Below are 18,170 nucleotides of genomic sequence, written 5' to 3'. Positions count from 1 at the left end.
AAGCAATTCGGTGAAATGCGCAAGCGGCGATGTGCGCTATCGCCTGTAGGAGCGGCCTTGTGTCGCGATGGGGCGCGCAGCGGCCCCAGGATCTTGGCAGCATGCAGTATTGTAAGGGGCCGCTTTGCGGCCCATCGCGACACAAGGCCGCTCCTACAAGAAAGCGCATTTGGAGGTGAGGAGGACTTCCGCAACGAAAACCCGGATAATGTCGGCCAATTTCGTTTTGCACGTTTAAATCACGGTAATCCCGCATGGAAATCAAGGTCAATTTTCTCGACAATCTCCGTCTCGAAGCCAAGTTCGACGACTTCACGGTGATCGCCGACCAACCGATCCGCTACAAGGGTGATGGCTCGGCCCCGGGGCCGTTCGACTATTTCCTGGCGTCTTCGGCCTTGTGCGCGGCTTACTTCGTCAAGCTGTACTGCCAGACCCGCGACATTCCCACCGAAAACATTCGCCTGTCGCAGAACAACATCGTCGACCCGGAAAACCGCTACAACCAGGTCTTCAAGATCCAGGTCGAGCTGCCCGAGGACATTTCCGAGAAGGACCGCCAGGGCATCCTGCGCTCGATCGACCGCTGCACGGTGAAGAAGGTGGTGCAGACCGGCCCCGAGTTCGTGATCGAAGTGGTCGACAACCTCGATGCCGATGCCCAGGGCTTGCTGATGCCGGTGGCGGACACCAGCACCTACATCCCCGGCAAGGACCTGCCGCTGGAACAGACCATCGCCAACATGTCGGGCATCCTCGCCGGGCTGGGGATGAAGATCGAGATCGCCTCGTGGCGCAACATCGTGCCTAACGTGTGGTCGCTGCATGTGCGCGACGCCCAGTCGCCGATGTGCTTCACCAATGGCAAGGGCGCGACCAAGGAGGCCGCGCTGGCCTCGGCGCTGGGTGAGTTCATCGAGCGGCTGAACTGCAACTTCTTCTATAACGACCAGTTCTGGGGCGAGGACCTGGCCAACGCGCCGTTCGTGCACTACCCGAACGAGCAGTGGTTCAAACCCGGCCCGCGCGATGCGCTGCCGGCTGAGATCCTCGACGAGCACTGCCTGGCAATCTACAACCCGGACGGCGAGCTGCGTGGCTCGCACCTGTACGACACCAACTCGGGCAACACCGCGCGCGGCATCTGCTCGTTGCCGTTCGTGCGCCAGTCCGACCAGCAGGTGGTGTACTTCCCGTCCAACCTGATCGAGAACCTGTTCCTCAGCAACGGCATGAGCGCCGGCAACACCCTGGCCGAGGCGCAGGTGCAGTGCCTGTCGGAAATCTTCGAGCGCGCCGTGAAGCGCGAAATCCTCGAAGGCGAGCTGTGCCTGCCGGATGTGCCGCAGGAGGTACTGGCCAAGTACCCGGCCATCGTCGCCGGCATCCAGGGCCTGGAAGAGCAGGGCTTCCCGGTGCTGGTCAAGGATGCGTCGCTGGGCGGTGAGTTCCCGGTGATGTGCGTGACCTTGATGAACCCGCGCACCGGCGGCGTATTCGCTTCGTTCGGCGCCCACCCGAGCTTGGAAGTGGCGCTGGAGCGCAGCCTCACCGAACTGCTGCAGGGCCGCAGCTTCGAAGGCTTGAATGACCTGCCGCAACCGACCTTCGAAAGCCACGCGCTGACCGAGCCGAACAACTTCGTCGAGCACTTCATCGACTCCAGCGGTGTGGTGTCGTGGCGCTTCTTCAGTGCCAAGGCCGACTTCGAGTTCGTCGAGTGGGACTTTTCCGGCCACGGCGAGGATTCCAACGTGCAGGAGGCCGCGACCCTGTTCGGTATCCTCGAGGACCTGGGTAAGGAAGTGTACATGGCGGTGTACGACAACCTTGGCGCCACCGCCTGCCGCATCCTGGTGCCGGGTTACTCGGAGATCTACCCGGTCGAGGACCTGATCTGGGACAACACCAACCGCGCCTTGTCGTTCCGCGCCGACATCCTCAACCTGCACAGCCTGGACAACCGTTCCCTCAAGCTGCTGCTCAAGCGCCTGGACAACTGCGATGTGGATGACTACACCACCATCACCACGCTGATCGGCGTGGAGTTCGACGAGAACACGGTGTGGGGCCAGCTGACCATTCTCGAGTTGAAGCTGCTGATCTGCCTGGCGGTACAGCGCTTCGAGGATGCCAAGGAATTGGTGGAGGCGTTCCTGCAGTTCAATGACAACACCGTCGAGCGCGGCCTGTTCTACCAGGCGCTGAACGTGGTGCTGGAAGTGCTGCTGGACGACGAACTGGAAATGGACGATTACGAAGCCAACTTCCGCCGCATGTTCGGTAACCCGCGCATGGACGCGGTGCTGGGTTCGGTGGACGGCAGCGTGCGCTTCCATGGCCTGACCCCGACCAGCATGAAGCTCGAAGGCCTCGATCGCCACCTGCGCCTGATCGAAAGCTACAAGAAGCTGCACGCGGCCCGGGCCAAGTTCGCCTGACTCCTGTAGGAGCGGCCTTGCGGCCCATCGCGACACAAGGCCGCTCCTACAGCGACGTCGATCGCCTTCATATATCGGTTTCAAATAAACGCTATCCCCAATCTGTCTTGCCGCTTCGCCTGCCAGGCGCGTAGCGTTTTGCTCCCATCCCCTCGATCCATGGCGCGTTGACCGCCAGAAGGACCTCGGCCGCGCACAACAAGAAGGCGCAGACCATGAGCACCCCTTTGGATACCAATGCCCTCAAAGCCCGTCAGCAAGCCGCGTGGGCAAGTGGCGACTACGCGGTAATCGGCACCACCCTGCAACTGGTTGGCGAGCGCCTGGCCGAAGCCTGTGACCTGCGCTGGGACGAACAGGTGCTGGATGTCGCCGCCGGCAACGGCAATGCCACCCTGGCTGCTGCCCGGCTCGGCTGCCGTGTCACCTCCACCGACTATGTGCCCGAGCTGCTCAAGCGCGGTGAAGAACGCGCGCGGGCCGAGCACCTCAATGTGGTGTTCCAGGTCGCCGATGCCGAAGCGCTGCCGTTTGCCGATGGCACCTTCGATGCCGTGCTGTCCACTTTCGGCGTGATGTTCGCCCCCGACCAGGCTCAGGCCGCACGCGAACTGAGCCGGGTGTGCCGGCCCGGTGGCCGGATCGGTCTGGCCAACTGGACCCCGCAAGGGTTCGTCGGGCAAATGTTCAAGACCCTCGGGCGGCATGTACCGCCACCAGCCGGGGCTCTGCCGCCTTCACGCTGGGGTGATGAAGAACAGTTGCGCGTGATGTTCGAGGGGGCGCTGGGCGAATTGAAGGTCAGCCGCCAGCACTTCAACTTCCGCTATCGCTCGGCGGCGCATTTCATCGAGGTGTTTCGCACCTGGTACGGGCCGGTGCACAAAGCGTTTGCCTCGCTGGAGCCGGAAGCGGCCGGGGCGCTGGAGCGGGATCTGACCCAGTTGCTGAATGAAAGCAATGTGGGCGGCGCGTCGTCGTTGGTGGTGCCGAGTGAGTACCTTGAAGTGGTGATCATTCGAGGTTGAGCCCACGGGCCAAGCGCTCAGTTCTTGCACTTGGCCATCACCACCTGGCAAGTCTTCGGTGTGCCTCCTGACCGGCTTGCATAACGCACGCAGTTGTTCAGCGATTTCTGCCGGGCAATGCTCAGCGTATTGCCCCACGCGAGACCGCCTTCGCCGGTGGTGGGCACGGCCTTGGCGAAGCAGTTGGAGCCCGTTGCCGGTGTCGCGTACCTGGCCTTGCTGGCTTTGCTGGAGCAACCGGCGGTGAGTGCCAGGCTGAAGGCGAGCAGGGTGGTCAGCGCCCAGGAGGTGGAGGGGCGAATCGGTTTACTGCTCATATGCTCTCCTTACCGAGGCGCAGGACTCTGCGATCGCAAGCAAGGTGCTGCCCCTGTGGGAGTGGGTTTACCGAGGCGTCGAAGCGCCGCGAACACTGGCAAGGCCGGTGCCATACACTGCACAGGATATTGCATTCAAGCGAAGCGGTGAACGCTTGCGTTGTATCAGAAGCAGCGCAAGGCCTCGAACCATGGCAAGGCCTTGCGCCTGGGGCAACGATCAGAACCGGTAGTTGAAGCTGGCTTCCAGCGTGCGCGGTGCACCCGGGGTGATCAGGTCAACCGAACCGTGCGCGGAGGCATAGTAGTCGCGGTCGAACACGTTCTTGAGGCGCAGCGCGGCATCCCACTGCGGCACGCTGTACAGCAGCGCGGCGTCGAAGGTGGTGTAGCCCGGCATCACCACCACGTTGTCGAGTGCGGTGTAGCGCTCGTCGACGTAGTTGGCGCCGGCGGCCACGCGCCATTCCGGGGTCAGCGTGCGCACCAGCCAGACGTTGGCGCTGTTACGCGGCGTCAGGGTAGGAGTCTGGCCTTCGTTGGCCACGCCATTGGTCTTGCTGTTGGACTTGGTGATCTCGGCATCCAGGTAGGCGTAGCCGGCGTAGATCTGCCACTTGTCCGTGAGCTGCCCGCTGACGGTGGCTTCGAAACCGTCGGTGCGCTGTTCGCCGGCCAGCACAGTCAGGTTGGGGTTGGCCGGGTCGGCGGTCTTCATGTTGGTGCGCTCGAGGCGGAATACCGCTGCGGTCACCGACAGGCGGCTGTCGAGCAGGTCCCACTTGGCGCCGATTTCGTAGTTGGTGGTTTCTTCCGGCTCCAGATGCTGGTTGGTCGGGCTGACCGCGAACACTTCGCCCGAAGGCTGGTAACTGCGGCTGACCGACACATAGTAGGACTGGATGTTATCCGGCTGGTACACCAGGCCGGCACGTGGGCTCCAGGTCTTGTCGGTACGGTCGAGGTCGACGTTCTGCGCGCGGTCGTCGTCGTACTCCTGGCCGAAGATGTCATAACGCACACCGACCAGGGCCTTCCAGTGCTCGTTCAGCTCGATCATGTCCTGCACATACAGGCCGGCGGTCTGCTGGAAGTTGGTGCCCTTGGACGACAGGTTGGCGGCGTGCTCCGGCACCGGCACCAGGGCGTCGCGGTACACCGGCACCTGGGCCACGTTGTTCTGGCTCAGCACCCGCTGGTGCTTGTCCTGGAAGCCCACTTCCACGCCATACAGCAGGTTGTGCTGCATGCCGGCAAGCTGCGCCTGTTGCTTGAGTTCGGTCTGGTTGAACATGCCGTACTCGTCGCGGGCGACGTTGCCACGGTTGAGCTTGACCAGCAGTTCGCCGTCAGGCGCGGTGACGAAGCGCGTCGGGCTGCTGTCGGCCAAGGTGTTGTTGCGGTCCAGGTCGTAGCGGTAGTACCGGCTGGTGTTGGTCAGGGTGAAGTCGTCGTTGATGCGGTAGTCCAGGCTGGCAGTCAGCGAGAACACTTCGCTGCGGGCGTAGTCCTGGTCGGCATCGCCGGAGCCGAAGCGCTTGTCGCGGTCCACATCTACCGGGCGGTTGCCCAGCGCCGGGATGCCGAAGTCGATCAGGCGCTTGTCGTACAGGTAGGTGGCGCCCAGGTTCAGTTCCAGGTCGTCGGAGAGGCGGAAGTAGGCCGATGGCGCGATGGCCTTGCGGTCGATATAGCCATCGTCGCGGAAGGTGTCGCTGTCTTCGAAGGCGCCGGTCACGCGGTAGGCCTGGTTGCTTTGCGGGTCGGCCCAGCCGGTGTCGAACTGGGTGCGGCGCTTGCCTTCGCTGTCGAAGCTCATGCCGACTTCGCGCTTGGGCGTGAAGCTCGGCTTCTTGCTGATGCTGTTGATCAGGCCGCCCGAAGAGCCGCGGCCATACAGCACGGCGGCAGGGCCCTTGATCACCTCGACCCGCTCGATGTTGGACAGGTCGCGGAAGTACAGCGCGTCGTCGCGCACGCCGTCGATGTACATGTCGCCAATGGCGCTGAAGCCGCGAATGGTCACCTGGTCACGCTGGCCGTCGCCGTTGGACAGGCCGACGCCGGGCACGTTCTTCAGCACGTCTTCCATAGACTGCGCACCCTGGTCCTTGATCACGCTTTCGGGCACGACGTTGACGGTTTGCGGGATGTCGCGCAGCGGGGCGTCGATCTTCATGGCGCTGCGGCTTTCGCTGGCCTTGTAGCTTTGCTGCTCGTAGGCGCTGGTGACCGCAGTGGCGGGCAAGGCGAGGGAACCCTGCGATTCAGATTGGACCGCGTGAACAGCAGGTACAACCAGAATGCCCAGCACGGAAATGGATGCTGGGACAACAGACTTTTTTGCCATTACAGGTGACTCTTTGTTGTATTTGAAGGTCACGAATAGTAATGATTTGCAAATGTAAAGCAAGTGTAAAGAGTTCGTATTTGCTATTGCAAGAATGCAGCTGGCAGAAAAAGCGACAAAACGCGTCGTGAGGGGGAAGGGCCGGCAATGTGTCAGGCAAGGGCTATGCTTGTTGGCGCGTGAACATTTCACGTCCCTACCCGGTCTCGATTACATGGAAGCAGGCCTATGAATCCAATTCGCTCTCTCGCTCGTGCCATTGCCGTTGCCACCCTGGCGTCTGCCTTCAGCTTCACGGTGCAGGCTGCCGGTATTCCCATTGGTAGCGAGGCGCTGGAAAGCCACGTCACCACGCAGGTCACGGCCATCGACCTGGCTAACCGACAGGTCACGGTGAAAGGCCCTGACGCCAAGAAGGATGTGACCTTCCAGCTCACTGAAAAGGCCAAGGCGCTGCCCAACCTCAAGGTGGGTGACCAAGTCGACATCTACGTGACCCGTGCAGTGGCCTATGTGCTGAATCCCGAGGTGGGCGGTGCACCGAAGGCGACTGAAGAGTCCGGTACCATTCGCGCCACCGCAGACAACCCCAACCCGGGCGGCGAGGCGTTCCGCCAGGTCAGGGTGACCTCGCAGATCAAGAAGATCGACCTCAAGACGCATGAAGTGAGCCTGTTGCCGCCGGAGGGCAAGCTGCAGGTGGTCAAGGTCGAGAACCCTGACCTGCAGGCACGCATGAAGAACCTCAAGGTCGGCCAGACGGTCGACGCGATCTACACCGAAGTGCTGCGCGTCGAAACCTCGCGCTGACCATTCATTGGGGCAGGCTGTGGGTTGCCCGCCTATGGGATCGCCTTGCATTGATGCCCTTTCAGCTAATCGATTGGGGCCGCTGTGCGGCCCATCGCCGGCAAGCCAGCTCCCATAGAACTGCACATAACTCATTGAATTAGCAGGGACTTTGTGGGAGCGGCTTTAGCCGCGAACACCGGCGCAGCCGGTGCCATGCACCGCGTTGGATTCTCGCGGCTAAAGCCGCTCCCACAGAGATCGCGCCAACTTTTAGAATTTGAGCAAGACAGTTGCTCTCATAGGTACGGCTCAGGCTTCAGGACTGCGCGGTACCTATGGGCGCTGGCTTGCCGGTAATGGGCTGCGTGATCGTGTATCCATGTGGTGAATAAAGTACGTGCACACTTTCGATTTCCATGGATGAAGGGAATTTCCCGATCATCGCCTGAACATCTGTCACGAATGAGGACTGCCATGTTCAGCAAGACCTTGTGCCTTCTGGTGCTTCCCTTTGCCCTGGCGTTGCTTGCCGGTGCCGTGCTGCCGTTCCAGGCTGCGGGTAATGCCGCCGTCGGCCGGGCTCTGGGGCATTGGTTATGGGGCGCGTTCACGTCATTGACGGTAAGTTCGCTGGTAGTGATTTTCGCGCTGCTGATCCTCAGGGTACCGGCGCCGGACATGAGCAAGGCCTTGCAGGGGCCCTGGTGGCTGTGGGTTGGTGGTGTGCTGGGGGGCTGTACGTGGCCGGTGCTGCTGCGCTCACCCCCCGGCTTGGGGCGGCGGGGTTCCTGGTGCTGGTGGTGGCGGGGCAGATCATCACGGCGGTGGTCGCAGACCACTTCGGGGTGATGGGGTTGGGGGGCAAGCCGCTCAACCTGGCCAGGTTGGCAGGTGTGGTGCTGATCCTCTGCGGCGTGCTGCTGGTGCAGGGCACCTGGGCAGCAGGCACGCCGGCCAGTGCCACTGCCGTGGAGAAACAGTCGGAAGGCTGATCAGCGCCCCGGCTGGCTGCACGCCCACACGGTTTCCCGCAGCCAGCGATGCCCGGGGTCGTCGTCCTTGCGGCTATGCCAGGCTTGCTGGTAATCGAACGAAGGAATCGCCAGTGGCGGCTCGAACTGGCGCAATGTCTTGTGCTGGTGCAGCGAGCCCACCGCGCGGCTGGCCACGGTGAGGATCAGGTCGGTGCCGGCCAGCACCTCGACCGCCGCACTCCAATGCGGCAAGGCCAGGGCAATCCGCCGACGCAGGCCTTGCGCGGCCAGGGCGCGTTCGATTTCATCGAAGGCATCCGGGTGCATGGCCATCAGCACATGCGGGCGGGCCAGCCAGTCGTCCAGGGCCAGGCCGCCGCTGGCCGGTAGCACCTGGCGGTCGGCAACGCTGATGAAGCTGTCGGTGAACAGCGGCTGCGCCGTGATGGCCTGGGGCAGGTCCGGGAAGATGCCCAAGGCCAGGTCCAGTTCACCATCGAGCAACTGGGCCAGCATGGTTTCGCGGCTGGCCTGGCTGATGGCCAGGTCCACCCCGGGCGCGACCTGGCGCAGGTGGCGCAGCAGGGGTGGCAGGATGATCCGCGAGGAATAGTCGGACAGCGAGAGCCTGAAGCGACGCTGGGCCTTGGCCGGTTCGAACTGTGGGGCGGCCAGCAGGCCGTTGAGGTTGCCCAGGGCGTCGTGCAGCGGTTTGGCCAGCGATTGGGCGCGGGCGGTCAAGGTCATGCTGCCGTTCTGGCGCACCAGCAAGGGGTCGTCGAAGTGCTTGCGCAACTGCGCCAGGGCGTGGCTTACCGCCGGTTGGCTGCGGTGCAGGCGCAGGGCGGCGCGGGTGACGTGCTTTTCGCTCAGCAGGGCGTGCAGGGCGAGCAGCAGGTTGAGGTCGATCTTGCGTAGTTCATCCATGGTGCGAATGGTCTTGGTTGTGTCTGGCAGTTTTGATCAGCTTAACAAATGCCCAAGGCTGTCGAGGCCCCAGGATTTCGGCATCATGGCTGACATTGTCGGGGCCGCGGTGCGGCCCATCGCGACACAAGGCCGCTCCTACAGGGACCGTGTCATTCGTTGGGGTTATATTCCCCACCCGTTTCACTGTTATCCGAGTATTCCGATGGGTCTTTCCGCAACCGCAACACCCGAGCCGCGTCGCCTGGGCGCCCCTATGGCTGCAACCTGATCGGCGTGCGCCTGCGTCCGCTGTACTTTGCCGGCGAGCGTCGGCCTGTAGCGCTGACCGGGTGCTGAGGCACTGAGCGAACTGCTGCAAGGGGTGCAGAAATCATCTGCATCCTGCCTAATTGTTCAACATTCCTCGCCTGATTAGCCTGCCTCGAACCCCCATCCAACAGGATTCGATCATGGCTACCCGCATCGTTCTCAACAGCACCGGCACTGCCGATGTCATGCAGCTTGAACACTTGCAAGCACAAGCCCCAGGGCCCGGCCAGGTCTGGCTGGAACAGACGGCCATGGGTGTCAACCCGCTCGACCTGTTGCAGCGCAAGGGCGGTGCCCCACTGGACTTGCCTTCCGGGCTGGGGCTGGAAGGGGCTGGGCGGGTCGCTGCCGTCGGCGAAGGGGTACATGACGTGCAGGTGGGCGACCGGGTCGCCTATGCCATGGGCCCGGTTGGCGGTTACGCCAGCGGCCGCCTGTACCCGGCCGAGCGCCTGATCAAGCTGCCGCCGCAGCTGGATGACCAGGCCGCTGCCGCCGTGCTGTTCAAGGGCATCACGGCGCAGTACCTGCTGAAGACCACCTATGCCGTGGGCCCGGGTAGCCAAGTGTTGTTGTACGGTGCCGCCGGTGCCTTGGGCCAGCTGATGGCGCCTTGGGCGCGGCACCTGGGGGCGACGGTGATCGGCGTGGTATCACGCCCGCAGAGTGTGGCAAGGGCGCAGGCAGCAGGTTGCCACCATGTGCTGGTGTTCGACGCGGCAACCTTGGCCGGCCAGGTCCGCGAGCTGACCCAGGGCCAGGGCGTGGACGTGGCCTATGACTGTGTCGGCAAGGTGTCGCTGCAAGCCTCGCTGGACAGCCTGCGGGTGCGTGGCTTGCTGGTGTCGTTCGGCGGCACCTCCGGCGCGCCGGCGGCCATCGAGGTTGCCATGCTCAACGCCAAGGGCTCGCTGTACCTGACCCGGCCCTCGCTGGCAGCACACACCCGCACGGTCGACGAGTACCAGCAGCGCGCCGCCGATGTGCTGGCGGCGGTCGCCGAGGGTATCATCCAGCCTCGGGTCTGGCGTGCCTACCCGCTGGCCGACGCGGCCAGGGCCCACGGGGACCTGGAGCAAGGGCAGTCGGAGGGCGCGCTGGTCCTTACTGCCTGATACCCGACTTCCACCTCTACTGCCTTGTGCCGAGCCTTGCCATGGATGCCTTCGACAGCCGCCGCGCCGATGAACTTGCCACCTTGCTGGCGCTGCACGAGCAGGGCTCGTTTGCCGCTGCCGGGCGGCAGCTGGAGCGCCACCCCACGGTGCTGTCGAAGCGCCTGGGCATTCGCCTGGTGGAGCGCAGCACGCGGCAACTGCGCTTTACCGATGAAGGCGAGCGGCTGGTGGCCAAGGTGCGCGAGGCCAACCGGCTGATCGCCGAGGCCGAACAGGAAGCGGCCGAGGGGGCGGCGACGGTACGTGGGCGCCTGCGCCTGGCATTGCCGGCAGCCATGGGCCGGCGCTGGTTGAGCGGGATGCTGGCCGATTTCGTGCTGGCCTACCCGCAGGTGATGGTGGAGGCCGAGTATGCCGATCGTTTCGTCGACCTGATCGGCGAGGGTTTCGACGCTGCCATCCGCATTGGCGAGCTGGCTGACAACCGCCTGGTGGCCAGGAAGCTGTGCGATCACCTGCGCATCCTGTGTGCGTCGCCCGAGTACCTGGCCCGGCATGGCGCACCCGTGCAGCCGGAGGATCTTGCCGGGCATGACTGCTTGGGTTTCAGTGGTTTGCGAAGCTTCCCCGAATGGCGACTGATGAGTGGCGGGCAGCAGGTGAGTGTCAAGGTTGCCGGCAGCCTGCGCAGCAATGACAACGAAGCCCTGCTGGAGGCGGCGCGGCGTGGCGTTGGCATCCTGGCGGGAGGGACTGGCTGATGGGCGAGGACCTCGCCGCCGGGCGCTTGGTGCGGGTGCTGCCGCAATGGCAGCTGGATGTGGCGGCAGGCATTTACCTGGTACGGCCGACCGCGCGCCTCAACACTGCCGCCCTGGTGGCTTTCAAGGCGTGGCTGGAAGCACGCTTCGAGGCCGGCGCACCGTGGCGGCTATAGAATTGCACATAATCAATTGAATTAGCAGGGACCCTGTGGGAGCGGCTTTAGCCGCGAACACCGGCATAGCCGGTGCCATGCACCGCGATGGATTCTTCGCGGCTAAAGCCGCTTGTGTCTTCAAGGTCTCTTAAACTCGAAAGGGTGAGAGCAGTGGATGGCAGACTGAAAGCCAGGTGTGCTCTAAAGCACGAGTGGGAGCCTAGTCGCCATCCACCTCCCACTCTGACCTAAGCCCGAACAGTTGAATGAGTGGCGAACTCGCAGTCACAAGCTAGGGCTAAGTCAGAGTGCTCTCACTTCTTGAGTGTAAGAGGGCTTGGCGATGATTTCCTACTTCGTTGGTCTCGACGTTTCGAAAGCGACTCTGGATGTGGGCTTTCTTCCTGAAAGTATTCCCCAGTTCCAGGTCAGGAATGACTCTGAGGGCTTTGCGCAACTGATCGCATGCCTGAACGAGCTTGAGGTCGAACGGGTCTTGCTGGAAGCCACCGGTGGCTATGAACGGGCCGTATTCAAAGCCTTGCGACTGGAGGGTTTGAACGTCGTCAGGGTCAACCCCAGGCGCTGTCGGGACTATGCGAGTGCCATGGGCAAAATTGCCAAGACTGACAAGATCGACGCCCAGATGCTGGCGCGGTTTGCCAGGGACTTCGAGGACTTGCCGCAGATAGAGCCTAATCAAGATCGGGATGAACTGGGAGAGCTCATCAAACTCCGTGGCAATCTTGTCCAGCATCGGGATGATGACAAGCGTCGGATGAAACAAACCACTTCAGCTACGGCCATTACCGTTTATACCGAGCATGTCGCTTACCTGAATGATCAGATTAAGGCCTTGGACAAGGCGATTGAGCGTGCCTCGAACGTGCTGGATCGCACGACAGCCATGCGGCTAAGGTCTGTGAAAGGGATTGGCGTCATCAGTTGTGGCACCTTCATGGCCTACCTACCTGAGCTGGGAAGCGTGACGGGGCGCGAAATTGCAGCCTTGGCTGGGTTAGCGCCGTACAACAAAGACAGCGGCAAGAAGAGTGGCCCGAGGAAGATCGAAGGCGGGCGTTACAGAGTCCGCAAGGCGGCCTACATGTCGATCTGGTCAATGATCCAGCATGTCCCAGAAGTTAGAACCCGCTATGAAGCCCTGATAGCCCGAGGCAAGCGCGCAAAAGTTGCCGCAGTGGCGTGCATGCGCGTGTTGCTGGTGCGCCTGAACGCAATGCTGCGTGACGGAACGGAGTGGAAAGAGCTCAAGCCTCAGGTACCCGCACCCTGATCACGAACGAGGATCGATTTTCTACAAATGCGGGCTTCGCCAGCGACACCGCTACGCGGTATCGAGCGAAGCCCTGCCCGAATGGCACGCTTGAAAATAAATTTCTAAAGACAGTTGCTCCCACAGGGTACGCGGGCAATCGTTATCGCCTTGCTACCGCATGTTGCACGCACTGCTCGTAATAGGTCTGCTTGATCGCTGCAGGCTTTAGCCGCGAGCGGCTGTTGTAGGTCTGTTCGGTAATGCCGAAGGCGGTCATGCGCATCCACGGTTTGGGGAATTTGCGCGCCTGCAGCTTCTTGCGCGTGGCATACAGGGTTACCCCGGAAAGCTTGGCCTGCTGCGCCTCGGCGGCTATCTGCGCGCCCCAACCGCAAGTGTGGCGATCGTTCTGGCTCAGCGCCCGTGCCTGGGCGCCGAAAGCGAGCGTGGCTAGCAGGCAGCCGGCCATCGTTGCTAGAAGTACTCGCATGTTGCTGTCCTAAGCATCTGAAGGAAAACGAAGTTTGCCTTCACAAGCAGTTACCGGGGGCCAGCAAATTGCCGTCAGGTTGTTGCCATCCGCAACGGGCTGGCGCGGTGTGTGCGCAGGCTGGTCCAGGCCAGGCTGGCGACCCAGATCACCGATACGCCGTAGTTCAGGCGCTGGTACAGGCCGAACCATTGGCCGCTTTGCGCTGCCTTGCCCATGAGTACGACGGTCACGATCGCCAGCACCACGCAAGCCAGGGAAAACAGCCCCAGTGCCCTGGAGCCGGCAATGCGATTGCCCAACCAGGCCCACAGTGCGCTTGCAAGGGTCAGCGAAAGGAACATCAGCAAGCCGGACAGGTTGTGTAGCTGCTGTGAAGGGGAAGGCTGCGCCGGAGCGCAACCTTGGTCGCAAGGAAACCAGCCGGTACCCAGGCTGCCCAGACCATGAAACAGCACCAGCGCCGCACTCAGCAATGCCAGCTTCGAACCACGCCAGCGCCGCGCCAGGCCCCAGGCAAACAGGGTGAACAGCATGGCAAGGGGGAAGTTGTTGACCAACGGCGACCAGTTCTGGGTCGGCGAACCGACGGCGCCGAGCTGGCTCATGGCCTGTTGCAGGTGGTCGTAGCCGGGGTAGGCCAGGGCGGTGAACCATACGCCTGCCAGCAGCCAGAAGGGGATCAACAGGCCACTGGCTAGCAACAAGCGGTCGAGGGGTTTCATGCGGTGTTTTCCTTCCATGGATGAGCGTAAAACCGCACAGTACAGCGTTGCAACTGCGAGGCGCCAGCATTCCAGTGTTTCGTTCAGGGCTGCGTGTCGCCTGCGGACGCCGAGAAATACCGCACTGCGTGTATGTGATCGTACAACTGCTTGCGCTATGATGAGCGCTGTCTTTCAAGGTGAAATACAGGGCAATGACAGAGCAGCAGGTACAGGCAAAGACCCGGCGCAAGCCGCGCAGTCTGGCCCAGGAACTGGTCACGGTGCTGACCGAGCGCATTCGCAGCGGCCAGCTCAAGCGCGGCGACAAGCTGCCGACCGAATCGCAGATCATGGCCGAAGAGGGTGTCAGCCGCACGGTGGTGCGTGAAGCGATCTCGCGGCTGCAGGCTGCCGGGCAGGTCGAGACCCGCCACGGCATCGGTACCTTCGTGCTGGACGCGCCAGCCACGGGTGGTTTCCGTATCGACCCGGCGACCGTGGTCACCCTGCGCGAAGTGTTGGCGGTGCTGGAGTTGCGCATTGCCCTGGAGATCGAATCGGCGGGCTTGGCGGCGCAGCGGCGCAGCGATGAAGAGCTGACCGGCATGCGTGCGGCGCTGGACGAACTCAACGAAGGGGCTGCCCACGCCACGGATGCGGTGTCGGCGGATTTCCAGTTCCACCTGCGCATTGCCCAGGCCAGCGGCAACCACTACTTCGCCGACATCATCAACCACCTGGGCACCAGCATCATCCCGCGTACCCGGTTGAACTCGGCGCGGCTGGCCCATGATGACCAGGCGCACTACATGAGCCGGCTGATGCATGAGCACGAGGCGATCTACGAAGCCATCGCCCGGCGTGATAGCGAAGGGGCGAAGATGGCCATGCGCATGCACCTGAGCAACAGCCGCGAGCGCTTGCGCCAGGCGCATGCAGAGGCCGAGGCGCAGGGGGCCTGAGGCTTCTCTGTTGCCTGACCTGGCCTCTTCGCGGGTAAACCCGCTCCCACAAGGTTATCCATTACCTGTAAGTACGGCGCGGTCCCTGTAGGAGCGGGTTTACCCGCGAAGAGGCCGGTACAGCCAAAAGAAAAGCCCCGCCATCCGCGGGGCTTTCTGGTTTCAAGGGGCGATCAGATCGCGCCCTCACTCCACTGGCCATTCACCAGCCGGCGCAGCCCAAGCGGGTTGCCGTCGCGCAGTGCCTCAGGCAACAGCGCCTGCGGGTAGTTCTGGTAGCACACCGGGCGCAGGAAGCGGTCGATGGCCAGGGTGCCGACCGATGTGCCGCGCGCATCCGACGTGGCCGGGTAAGGCCCGCCGTGCACCATCGCATCACACACCTCGACACCGGTCGGGTAGCCGTTGACCAGGATCCGCCCGACCTTCTCTTCCAGCAGGGGGACCAGCCAGGCGAAGGCCTGCAGGTCTTCCGGCTCGCCAATCAGGGTCGCGGTCAGCTGGCCGCGCAGGCCGAGCAGGGCGGCGCGCAACTGATCGTTGTCCTGCACTTCCACGGCAACAGTGGTCGGGCCGAACACTTCTTCCTGCAGTAGCGGGTCAGACGCCACCAGCAGGCGGGCATCGGCCTTGAACAGTTGGGCGCGCGCCTGGCTGCCTGCCTGCGCCTGGCCGGCCAGGTGCTCGATACCGGCATGGGCGTGCAGGTGCTCCAGGCCACCGACGTAGCTGCGCAGGCCACCTGCGTTGAGCATGGTCTGGCCGGCTTGCTGGCTCAGGTGCTGGCCAAGCTCGGCCAGCAGTTGGCTGTACTGCGGCGACTGCAGGCCGATCACCAGGCCCGGGTTGGTGCAGAACTGGCCTGCGCCCAGGCTCACCGAACCGGCCAGTTCTCGGGCGATGGCTTCGCCACGCTTGGCCAGGGCGCCCGGCAGGATGATGACCGGGTTGATACTGGACATCTCGGCGAACACCGGGATCGGCTGCGGGCGCTCGGCGGCCATGCGGCACAGGGCGTCACCGCCTTTCAGCGAGCCGGTAAAGCCGACCGCCTGGATGGCCGGGTGCTTGACCAGCCACTCGCCGACGCCGCCACCGAACACCATGTTGAACACGCCCTTGGGCATGCCGGTGCGCTCGGCGGCGCGCTGGATGGCACAGCCAACCAGGTCGGCGGTGGCCATGTGGCCGCTGTGGGCCTTGAACACCACCGGGCAACCGGCGGCCAGGGCCGCAGCGGTATCGCCACCGGCGGTGGAGAAGGCCAGCGGGAAGTTGCTGGCGCCGAACACGGCGACCGGGCCGACGCCGATGCGCATCTGGCGCAGGTCCACGCGTGGCAGGGGCTGGCGCTCGGGCAGGGCCAGGTCGATGCGCGCACCGAGGAAGTCACCACGGCGCAGCACCTGGGCGAACAGGCGCATCTGGCCGCTGGTGCGGCCGCGCTCGCCCTGGATACGGGCGGGGGGCAGGGCGGTTTCACGGCAGACGATGGCGACGAAGGCGTCGTCCAGTTCGTCCAGCTCGGCGGCGATGGCGTCGAGGAATTCGGCGCGCCGCGCCGGGGCCAGCTGGCGGAATTCGGCGAAAGCGGCGGCCGCGGCCTTGGCGGCCTGGTCCACTTCGCTTTCGGTGGCTTGGGCGAAGCTGTAGGGCAGGGCCTCGCCGGTGCTGGCGTCCAGGCTCTGCAGGCGCTGCGGGCCAGCGGCGCTGCGCTGGCCGGCGATGAAGTTGTGGCCGAGGATTTCAGGCATGGGGTGCTCCTGTAGAGAGTAGTGAATGAAGAGAACGTGCTTGAGGCGTTTGCTCGGACCCTGTGGGAGCGGGTTCACCCGCGAAGCAGGCAACTCGGTGTATGGCACCGGCATTGCCGGTGTTCGCGGGTGAACCCGCTCCCACAGGGACCGCGTTGCAATATTGAGTCGGGCAAGCCCTTGGCATCAGGTAATCGGTGCCGGGTTGAAGAGGGTGATGTCGTTGTGCAGGCGATGCTGTTCGGCCCAGGTCTGCTTGCGGCCGCTGGCCACGTCCAGGTAGTAGTGGAACAGCTCCCAGCCCAGCTCCTCGATGGTCGAGCGGCCGCTGGCGATGCGCCCGGCGTCGATGTCGATCAGGTCGGGCCAGCGTTGGGCCAGCTCGCTGCGGGTGCATACCTTGACCACCGGCGCCATGGCCAGGCCGTACGGGGTGCCGCGGCCAGTGGTGAACACATGCAGGTTCATCCCGGCAGCCAGTTGCAGGGTGCCGCAGACAAAGTCGCTGGCCGGGGTGGCGCAGAAGATCAGGCCTTTGCGGTTGACCCGCTCGCCCGGGCCGAGCACGCCCTGGATGGCGCCGCTACCGGACTTGACGATCGACCCCAGCGACTTCTCGACGATATTCGACAGGCCGCCTTTCTTGTTGCCCGGCGTGGTGTTGGCGCTGCGGTCGGCGGCGCCTTGCTGCAGGTAGCGGTCGTACCAGTCCATTTCGCGCACCAGGGCGTCTGCGACCTCCTGGTTTTCCGCCCGCGAGGTGAGCATGTAGATGGCGTCACGCACTTCGGTCACCTCCGAGAACAGCACGGTGGCGCCGGCGCGTACCAGCAGGTCGGCGGCGTAGCCCAGCGCCGGGTTGGCGGTGATGCCCGAAAAGGCATCGCTGCCTCCGCACTGCATACCCAGGATCAGTTCGCTGGCCGGCACGCTTTCGCGGCGGCGCTGGTCGAGTTTCTTCAGGCGGGTCTCGGCCAGTTGCATGATCTGTTCGATCATTTCCACAAAGCCCAGGCTGGCGTCCTGCAGGCGGTACAGCCACGGGTCGCTGAGGTCCACCGACGGGTCGTTGTCGTGCATCACCTGGCCGGCCTGCAGCTTTTCGCAGCCCAGGCTGATGACCAGGGCCTCACCGCCCAGGTTGGGGTTGCGCGCCAGGTTGCGCACCGTGCGGATCGGGATGTAGGCATCGCGCGCGTTGATCGCCACCCCGCAGCCGTAGCTGTGGGTGATCGCCACCACGTCATCGACATTGGGGTACTTGGGCAGCAACTCGCTGCGAATGCGCTTTACCGCATGCTCCAGCACGCCGGCCACGCACTGCACGGTGGTGGTGATGCCGAGGATGTTGCGGGTGCCGACGGTGCCGTCGGCGTTGCGGTAGCCTTCGAAGGTGAAGCCTTCGAGCGGCGGCAGCGGCTGCGGGACGGCGTCGCAGCGTGGCAGGCTGTCCAGCTCCGGCGCGGCCGGCATGGCCAGTTGGCTTTCCTGCACCCAGCTGCCCTGGCGCAGGTCTTCCAGCGCGTAGCCGATGATCTGCCCGTAGCGGCGCACCGGTTCGCCCTTGGCGATGGCTACGGTGGCTACCTTGTGGCTCTGTGGCACGCCCTCGACCAGGGTCAGGCCGTCGGCGAAGCGGGCGCCTTCGCCCAGGCCGCCATCATTGACCACCACCACGACATTGTCATCGTCGTGCAGGCGGACGTAGCGGGGCGAGTCGGAATGTTCGATCAACTGCATGTTCGGGCCCTACTTGTCAGGTTCTCAGGCTTTTGTACATCCGCCCGCGGCGGGGTGGCCGCC

At 63.8% G+C, this 18,170-nt stretch carries 13 protein-coding genes and 2 pseudogenes; 8 read left to right on the top strand and 7 right to left on the bottom strand.

Translation table 11 applies throughout. The features are described 5' to 3' along the window. Positions 1-254 precede the first annotated feature (254 nt). Both NY023_RS16260 and NY023_RS16255 read left to right on the top strand, forming a co-directional pair. Positions 255-2,441: an OsmC domain/YcaO domain-containing protein gene (locus NY023_RS16260; RefSeq protein ID WP_013973003.1), complete on the top strand. Its 2,187-nt coding sequence runs from the start codon at positions 255-257 to the stop codon at positions 2,439-2,441. Positions 2,442-2,656: 215 nt separating this feature from the next. Next, the gene (locus tag NY023_RS16255) at positions 2,657-3,469 is read left to right on the top strand and encodes a class I SAM-dependent methyltransferase (protein ID WP_044047080.1); all 813 of its coding nucleotides are present in this window, start codon (positions 2,657-2,659) and stop codon (positions 3,467-3,469) included. Positions 3,470-3,486: 17 nt separating this feature from the next. Here NY023_RS16255 and NY023_RS16250 read toward each other — a convergent pair whose 3' ends face one another. Beyond that, complete coding sequence (locus NY023_RS16250; RefSeq protein WP_003260568.1) at positions 3,487-3,786, bottom strand: hypothetical protein; 300 nt, start codon at positions 3,784-3,786, stop codon at positions 3,487-3,489. A 220-nt stretch (positions 3,787-4,006) separates the two neighbouring features. Further along, positions 4,007-6,136: a TonB-dependent receptor gene (locus NY023_RS16245; RefSeq protein WP_024087293.1), complete on the bottom strand. Its 2,130-nt coding sequence runs from the start codon at positions 6,134-6,136 to the stop codon at positions 4,007-4,009. A 228-nt stretch (positions 6,137-6,364) separates the two neighbouring features. Here NY023_RS16245 and NY023_RS16240 point away from each other — a divergent pair, with 228 nt between their 5' ends. Beyond that, positions 6,365-6,946 carry a hypothetical protein gene (locus tag NY023_RS16240; RefSeq protein WP_013973000.1) on the top strand — a complete coding sequence of 194 codons (582 nt, stop codon included), beginning with the start codon at positions 6,365-6,367 and terminating at the stop codon, positions 6,944-6,946. 456 nt (positions 6,947-7,402) lie between these two features. Next, positions 7,403-7,920 (top strand): annotated as a pseudogene (locus NY023_RS16235) (DMT family transporter). On the opposite strand, the gene NY023_RS16230 reads toward NY023_RS16235, so the two are convergent. Continuing rightward, positions 7,921-8,829: a LysR family transcriptional regulator gene (locus NY023_RS16230; RefSeq protein WP_013972998.1), complete on the bottom strand. Its 909-nt coding sequence runs from the start codon at positions 8,827-8,829 to the stop codon at positions 7,921-7,923. Positions 8,830-9,281: 452 nt separating this feature from the next. Here NY023_RS16230 and NY023_RS16225 point away from each other — a divergent pair, with 452 nt between their 5' ends. From NY023_RS16225 to NY023_RS16215, 3 genes and pseudogenes are all read left to right on the top strand, one after another. Further along, entirely contained in the window at positions 9,282-10,256 is a 975-nt protein-coding gene (locus NY023_RS16225; protein WP_013972997.1) for a quinone oxidoreductase family protein, read from the top strand. 41 nt (positions 10,257-10,297) lie between these two features. Then, positions 10,298-11,196 (top strand): annotated as a pseudogene (locus tag NY023_RS16220) (LysR family transcriptional regulator). A 325-nt stretch (positions 11,197-11,521) separates the two neighbouring features. After that, positions 11,522-12,472: an IS110 family transposase gene (locus NY023_RS16215; protein ID WP_013970357.1), complete on the top strand. Its 951-nt coding sequence runs from the start codon at positions 11,522-11,524 to the stop codon at positions 12,470-12,472. A gap of 142 nt (positions 12,473-12,614) precedes the next feature. On the opposite strand, the gene NY023_RS16210 is transcribed toward NY023_RS16215, so the two are convergent. Both NY023_RS16210 and NY023_RS16205 read right to left on the bottom strand, forming a co-directional pair. Beyond that, positions 12,615-12,944, bottom strand: a complete 330-nt coding sequence (locus NY023_RS16210; protein WP_023660807.1) for a hypothetical protein — start codon at positions 12,942-12,944, stop codon at positions 12,615-12,617. Between the two features lie 74 nt (positions 12,945-13,018). Then, the gene (locus NY023_RS16205) at positions 13,019-13,669 is read right to left on the bottom strand and encodes a DUF998 domain-containing protein (RefSeq protein WP_031324318.1); all 651 of its coding nucleotides are present in this window, start codon (positions 13,667-13,669) and stop codon (positions 13,019-13,021) included. 194 nt (positions 13,670-13,863) lie between these two features. On the opposite strand from NY023_RS16205, the gene NY023_RS16200 reads away from it, so the two are divergent. Further along, the gene (locus tag NY023_RS16200) at positions 13,864-14,613 is read left to right on the top strand and encodes a FadR/GntR family transcriptional regulator (RefSeq protein WP_013972994.1); all 750 of its coding nucleotides are present in this window, start codon (positions 13,864-13,866) and stop codon (positions 14,611-14,613) included. A 173-nt stretch (positions 14,614-14,786) separates the two neighbouring features. Here the strand turns inward: NY023_RS16200 and NY023_RS16195 are convergent, their stop codons facing one another. Then, positions 14,787-16,367: an aldehyde dehydrogenase (NADP(+)) gene (locus NY023_RS16195; RefSeq protein WP_013972993.1), complete on the bottom strand. Its 1,581-nt coding sequence runs from the start codon at positions 16,365-16,367 to the stop codon at positions 14,787-14,789. Between the two features lie 186 nt (positions 16,368-16,553). Beyond that, positions 16,554-18,107: a galactarate dehydratase gene (gene garD / locus NY023_RS16190; RefSeq protein WP_013972992.1), complete on the bottom strand. Its 1,554-nt coding sequence runs from the start codon at positions 18,105-18,107 to the stop codon at positions 16,554-16,556. Positions 18,108-18,170: the final 63 nt, after the last annotated feature.

Source organism: Pseudomonas sp. NBB (assembly GCF_032701105.1).
GTDB lineage: Bacteria > Pseudomonadota > Gammaproteobacteria > Pseudomonadales > Pseudomonadaceae > Aquipseudomonas > Aquipseudomonas asiatica.
The sequence above is the reverse complement of the archived record's forward strand: the minus strand, read 5'-3'. Positions and strand labels throughout refer to the sequence as shown.

What these genes read in the sequence shown, in the direction of transcription:
- NY023_RS16210 (WP_023660807.1), bottom strand. Translation starts at nt 12,944, where the DNA reads ATGCGAGTACTTCTAGCAACGATGGCCGGCTGCCTGCTAGCCACGCTC.
- NY023_RS16245 (WP_024087293.1), bottom strand. Translation starts at nt 6,136, where the DNA reads ATGGCAAAAAAGTCTGTTGTCCCAGCATCCATTTCCGTGCTGGGCATT.
- NY023_RS16195 (WP_013972993.1), bottom strand. Translation starts at nt 16,367, where the DNA reads ATGCCTGAAATCCTCGGCCACAACTTCATCGCCGGCCAGCGCAGCGCC.
- NY023_RS16250 (WP_003260568.1), bottom strand. Translation starts at nt 3,786, where the DNA reads ATGAGCAGTAAACCGATTCGCCCCTCCACCTCCTGGGCGCTGACCACC.
- NY023_RS16215 (WP_013970357.1), top strand. Translation starts at nt 11,522, where the DNA reads ATGATTTCCTACTTCGTTGGTCTCGACGTTTCGAAAGCGACTCTGGAT.
- NY023_RS16200 (WP_013972994.1), top strand. Translation starts at nt 13,864, where the DNA reads ATGACAGAGCAGCAGGTACAGGCAAAGACCCGGCGCAAGCCGCGCAGT.
- NY023_RS16255 (WP_044047080.1), top strand. Translation starts at nt 2,657, where the DNA reads ATGAGCACCCCTTTGGATACCAATGCCCTCAAAGCCCGTCAGCAAGCC.
- NY023_RS16205 (WP_031324318.1), bottom strand. Translation starts at nt 13,669, where the DNA reads ATGAAACCCCTCGACCGCTTGTTGCTAGCCAGTGGCCTGTTGATCCCC.
- NY023_RS16240 (WP_013973000.1), top strand. Translation starts at nt 6,365, where the DNA reads ATGAATCCAATTCGCTCTCTCGCTCGTGCCATTGCCGTTGCCACCCTG.
- NY023_RS16225 (WP_013972997.1), top strand. Translation starts at nt 9,282, where the DNA reads ATGGCTACCCGCATCGTTCTCAACAGCACCGGCACTGCCGATGTCATG.
- NY023_RS16260 (WP_013973003.1), top strand. Translation starts at nt 255, where the DNA reads ATGGAAATCAAGGTCAATTTTCTCGACAATCTCCGTCTCGAAGCCAAG.
- garD (WP_013972992.1), bottom strand. Translation starts at nt 18,107, where the DNA reads ATGCAGTTGATCGAACATTCCGACTCGCCCCGCTACGTCCGCCTGCAC.
- NY023_RS16230 (WP_013972998.1), bottom strand. Translation starts at nt 8,829, where the DNA reads ATGGATGAACTACGCAAGATCGACCTCAACCTGCTGCTCGCCCTGCAC.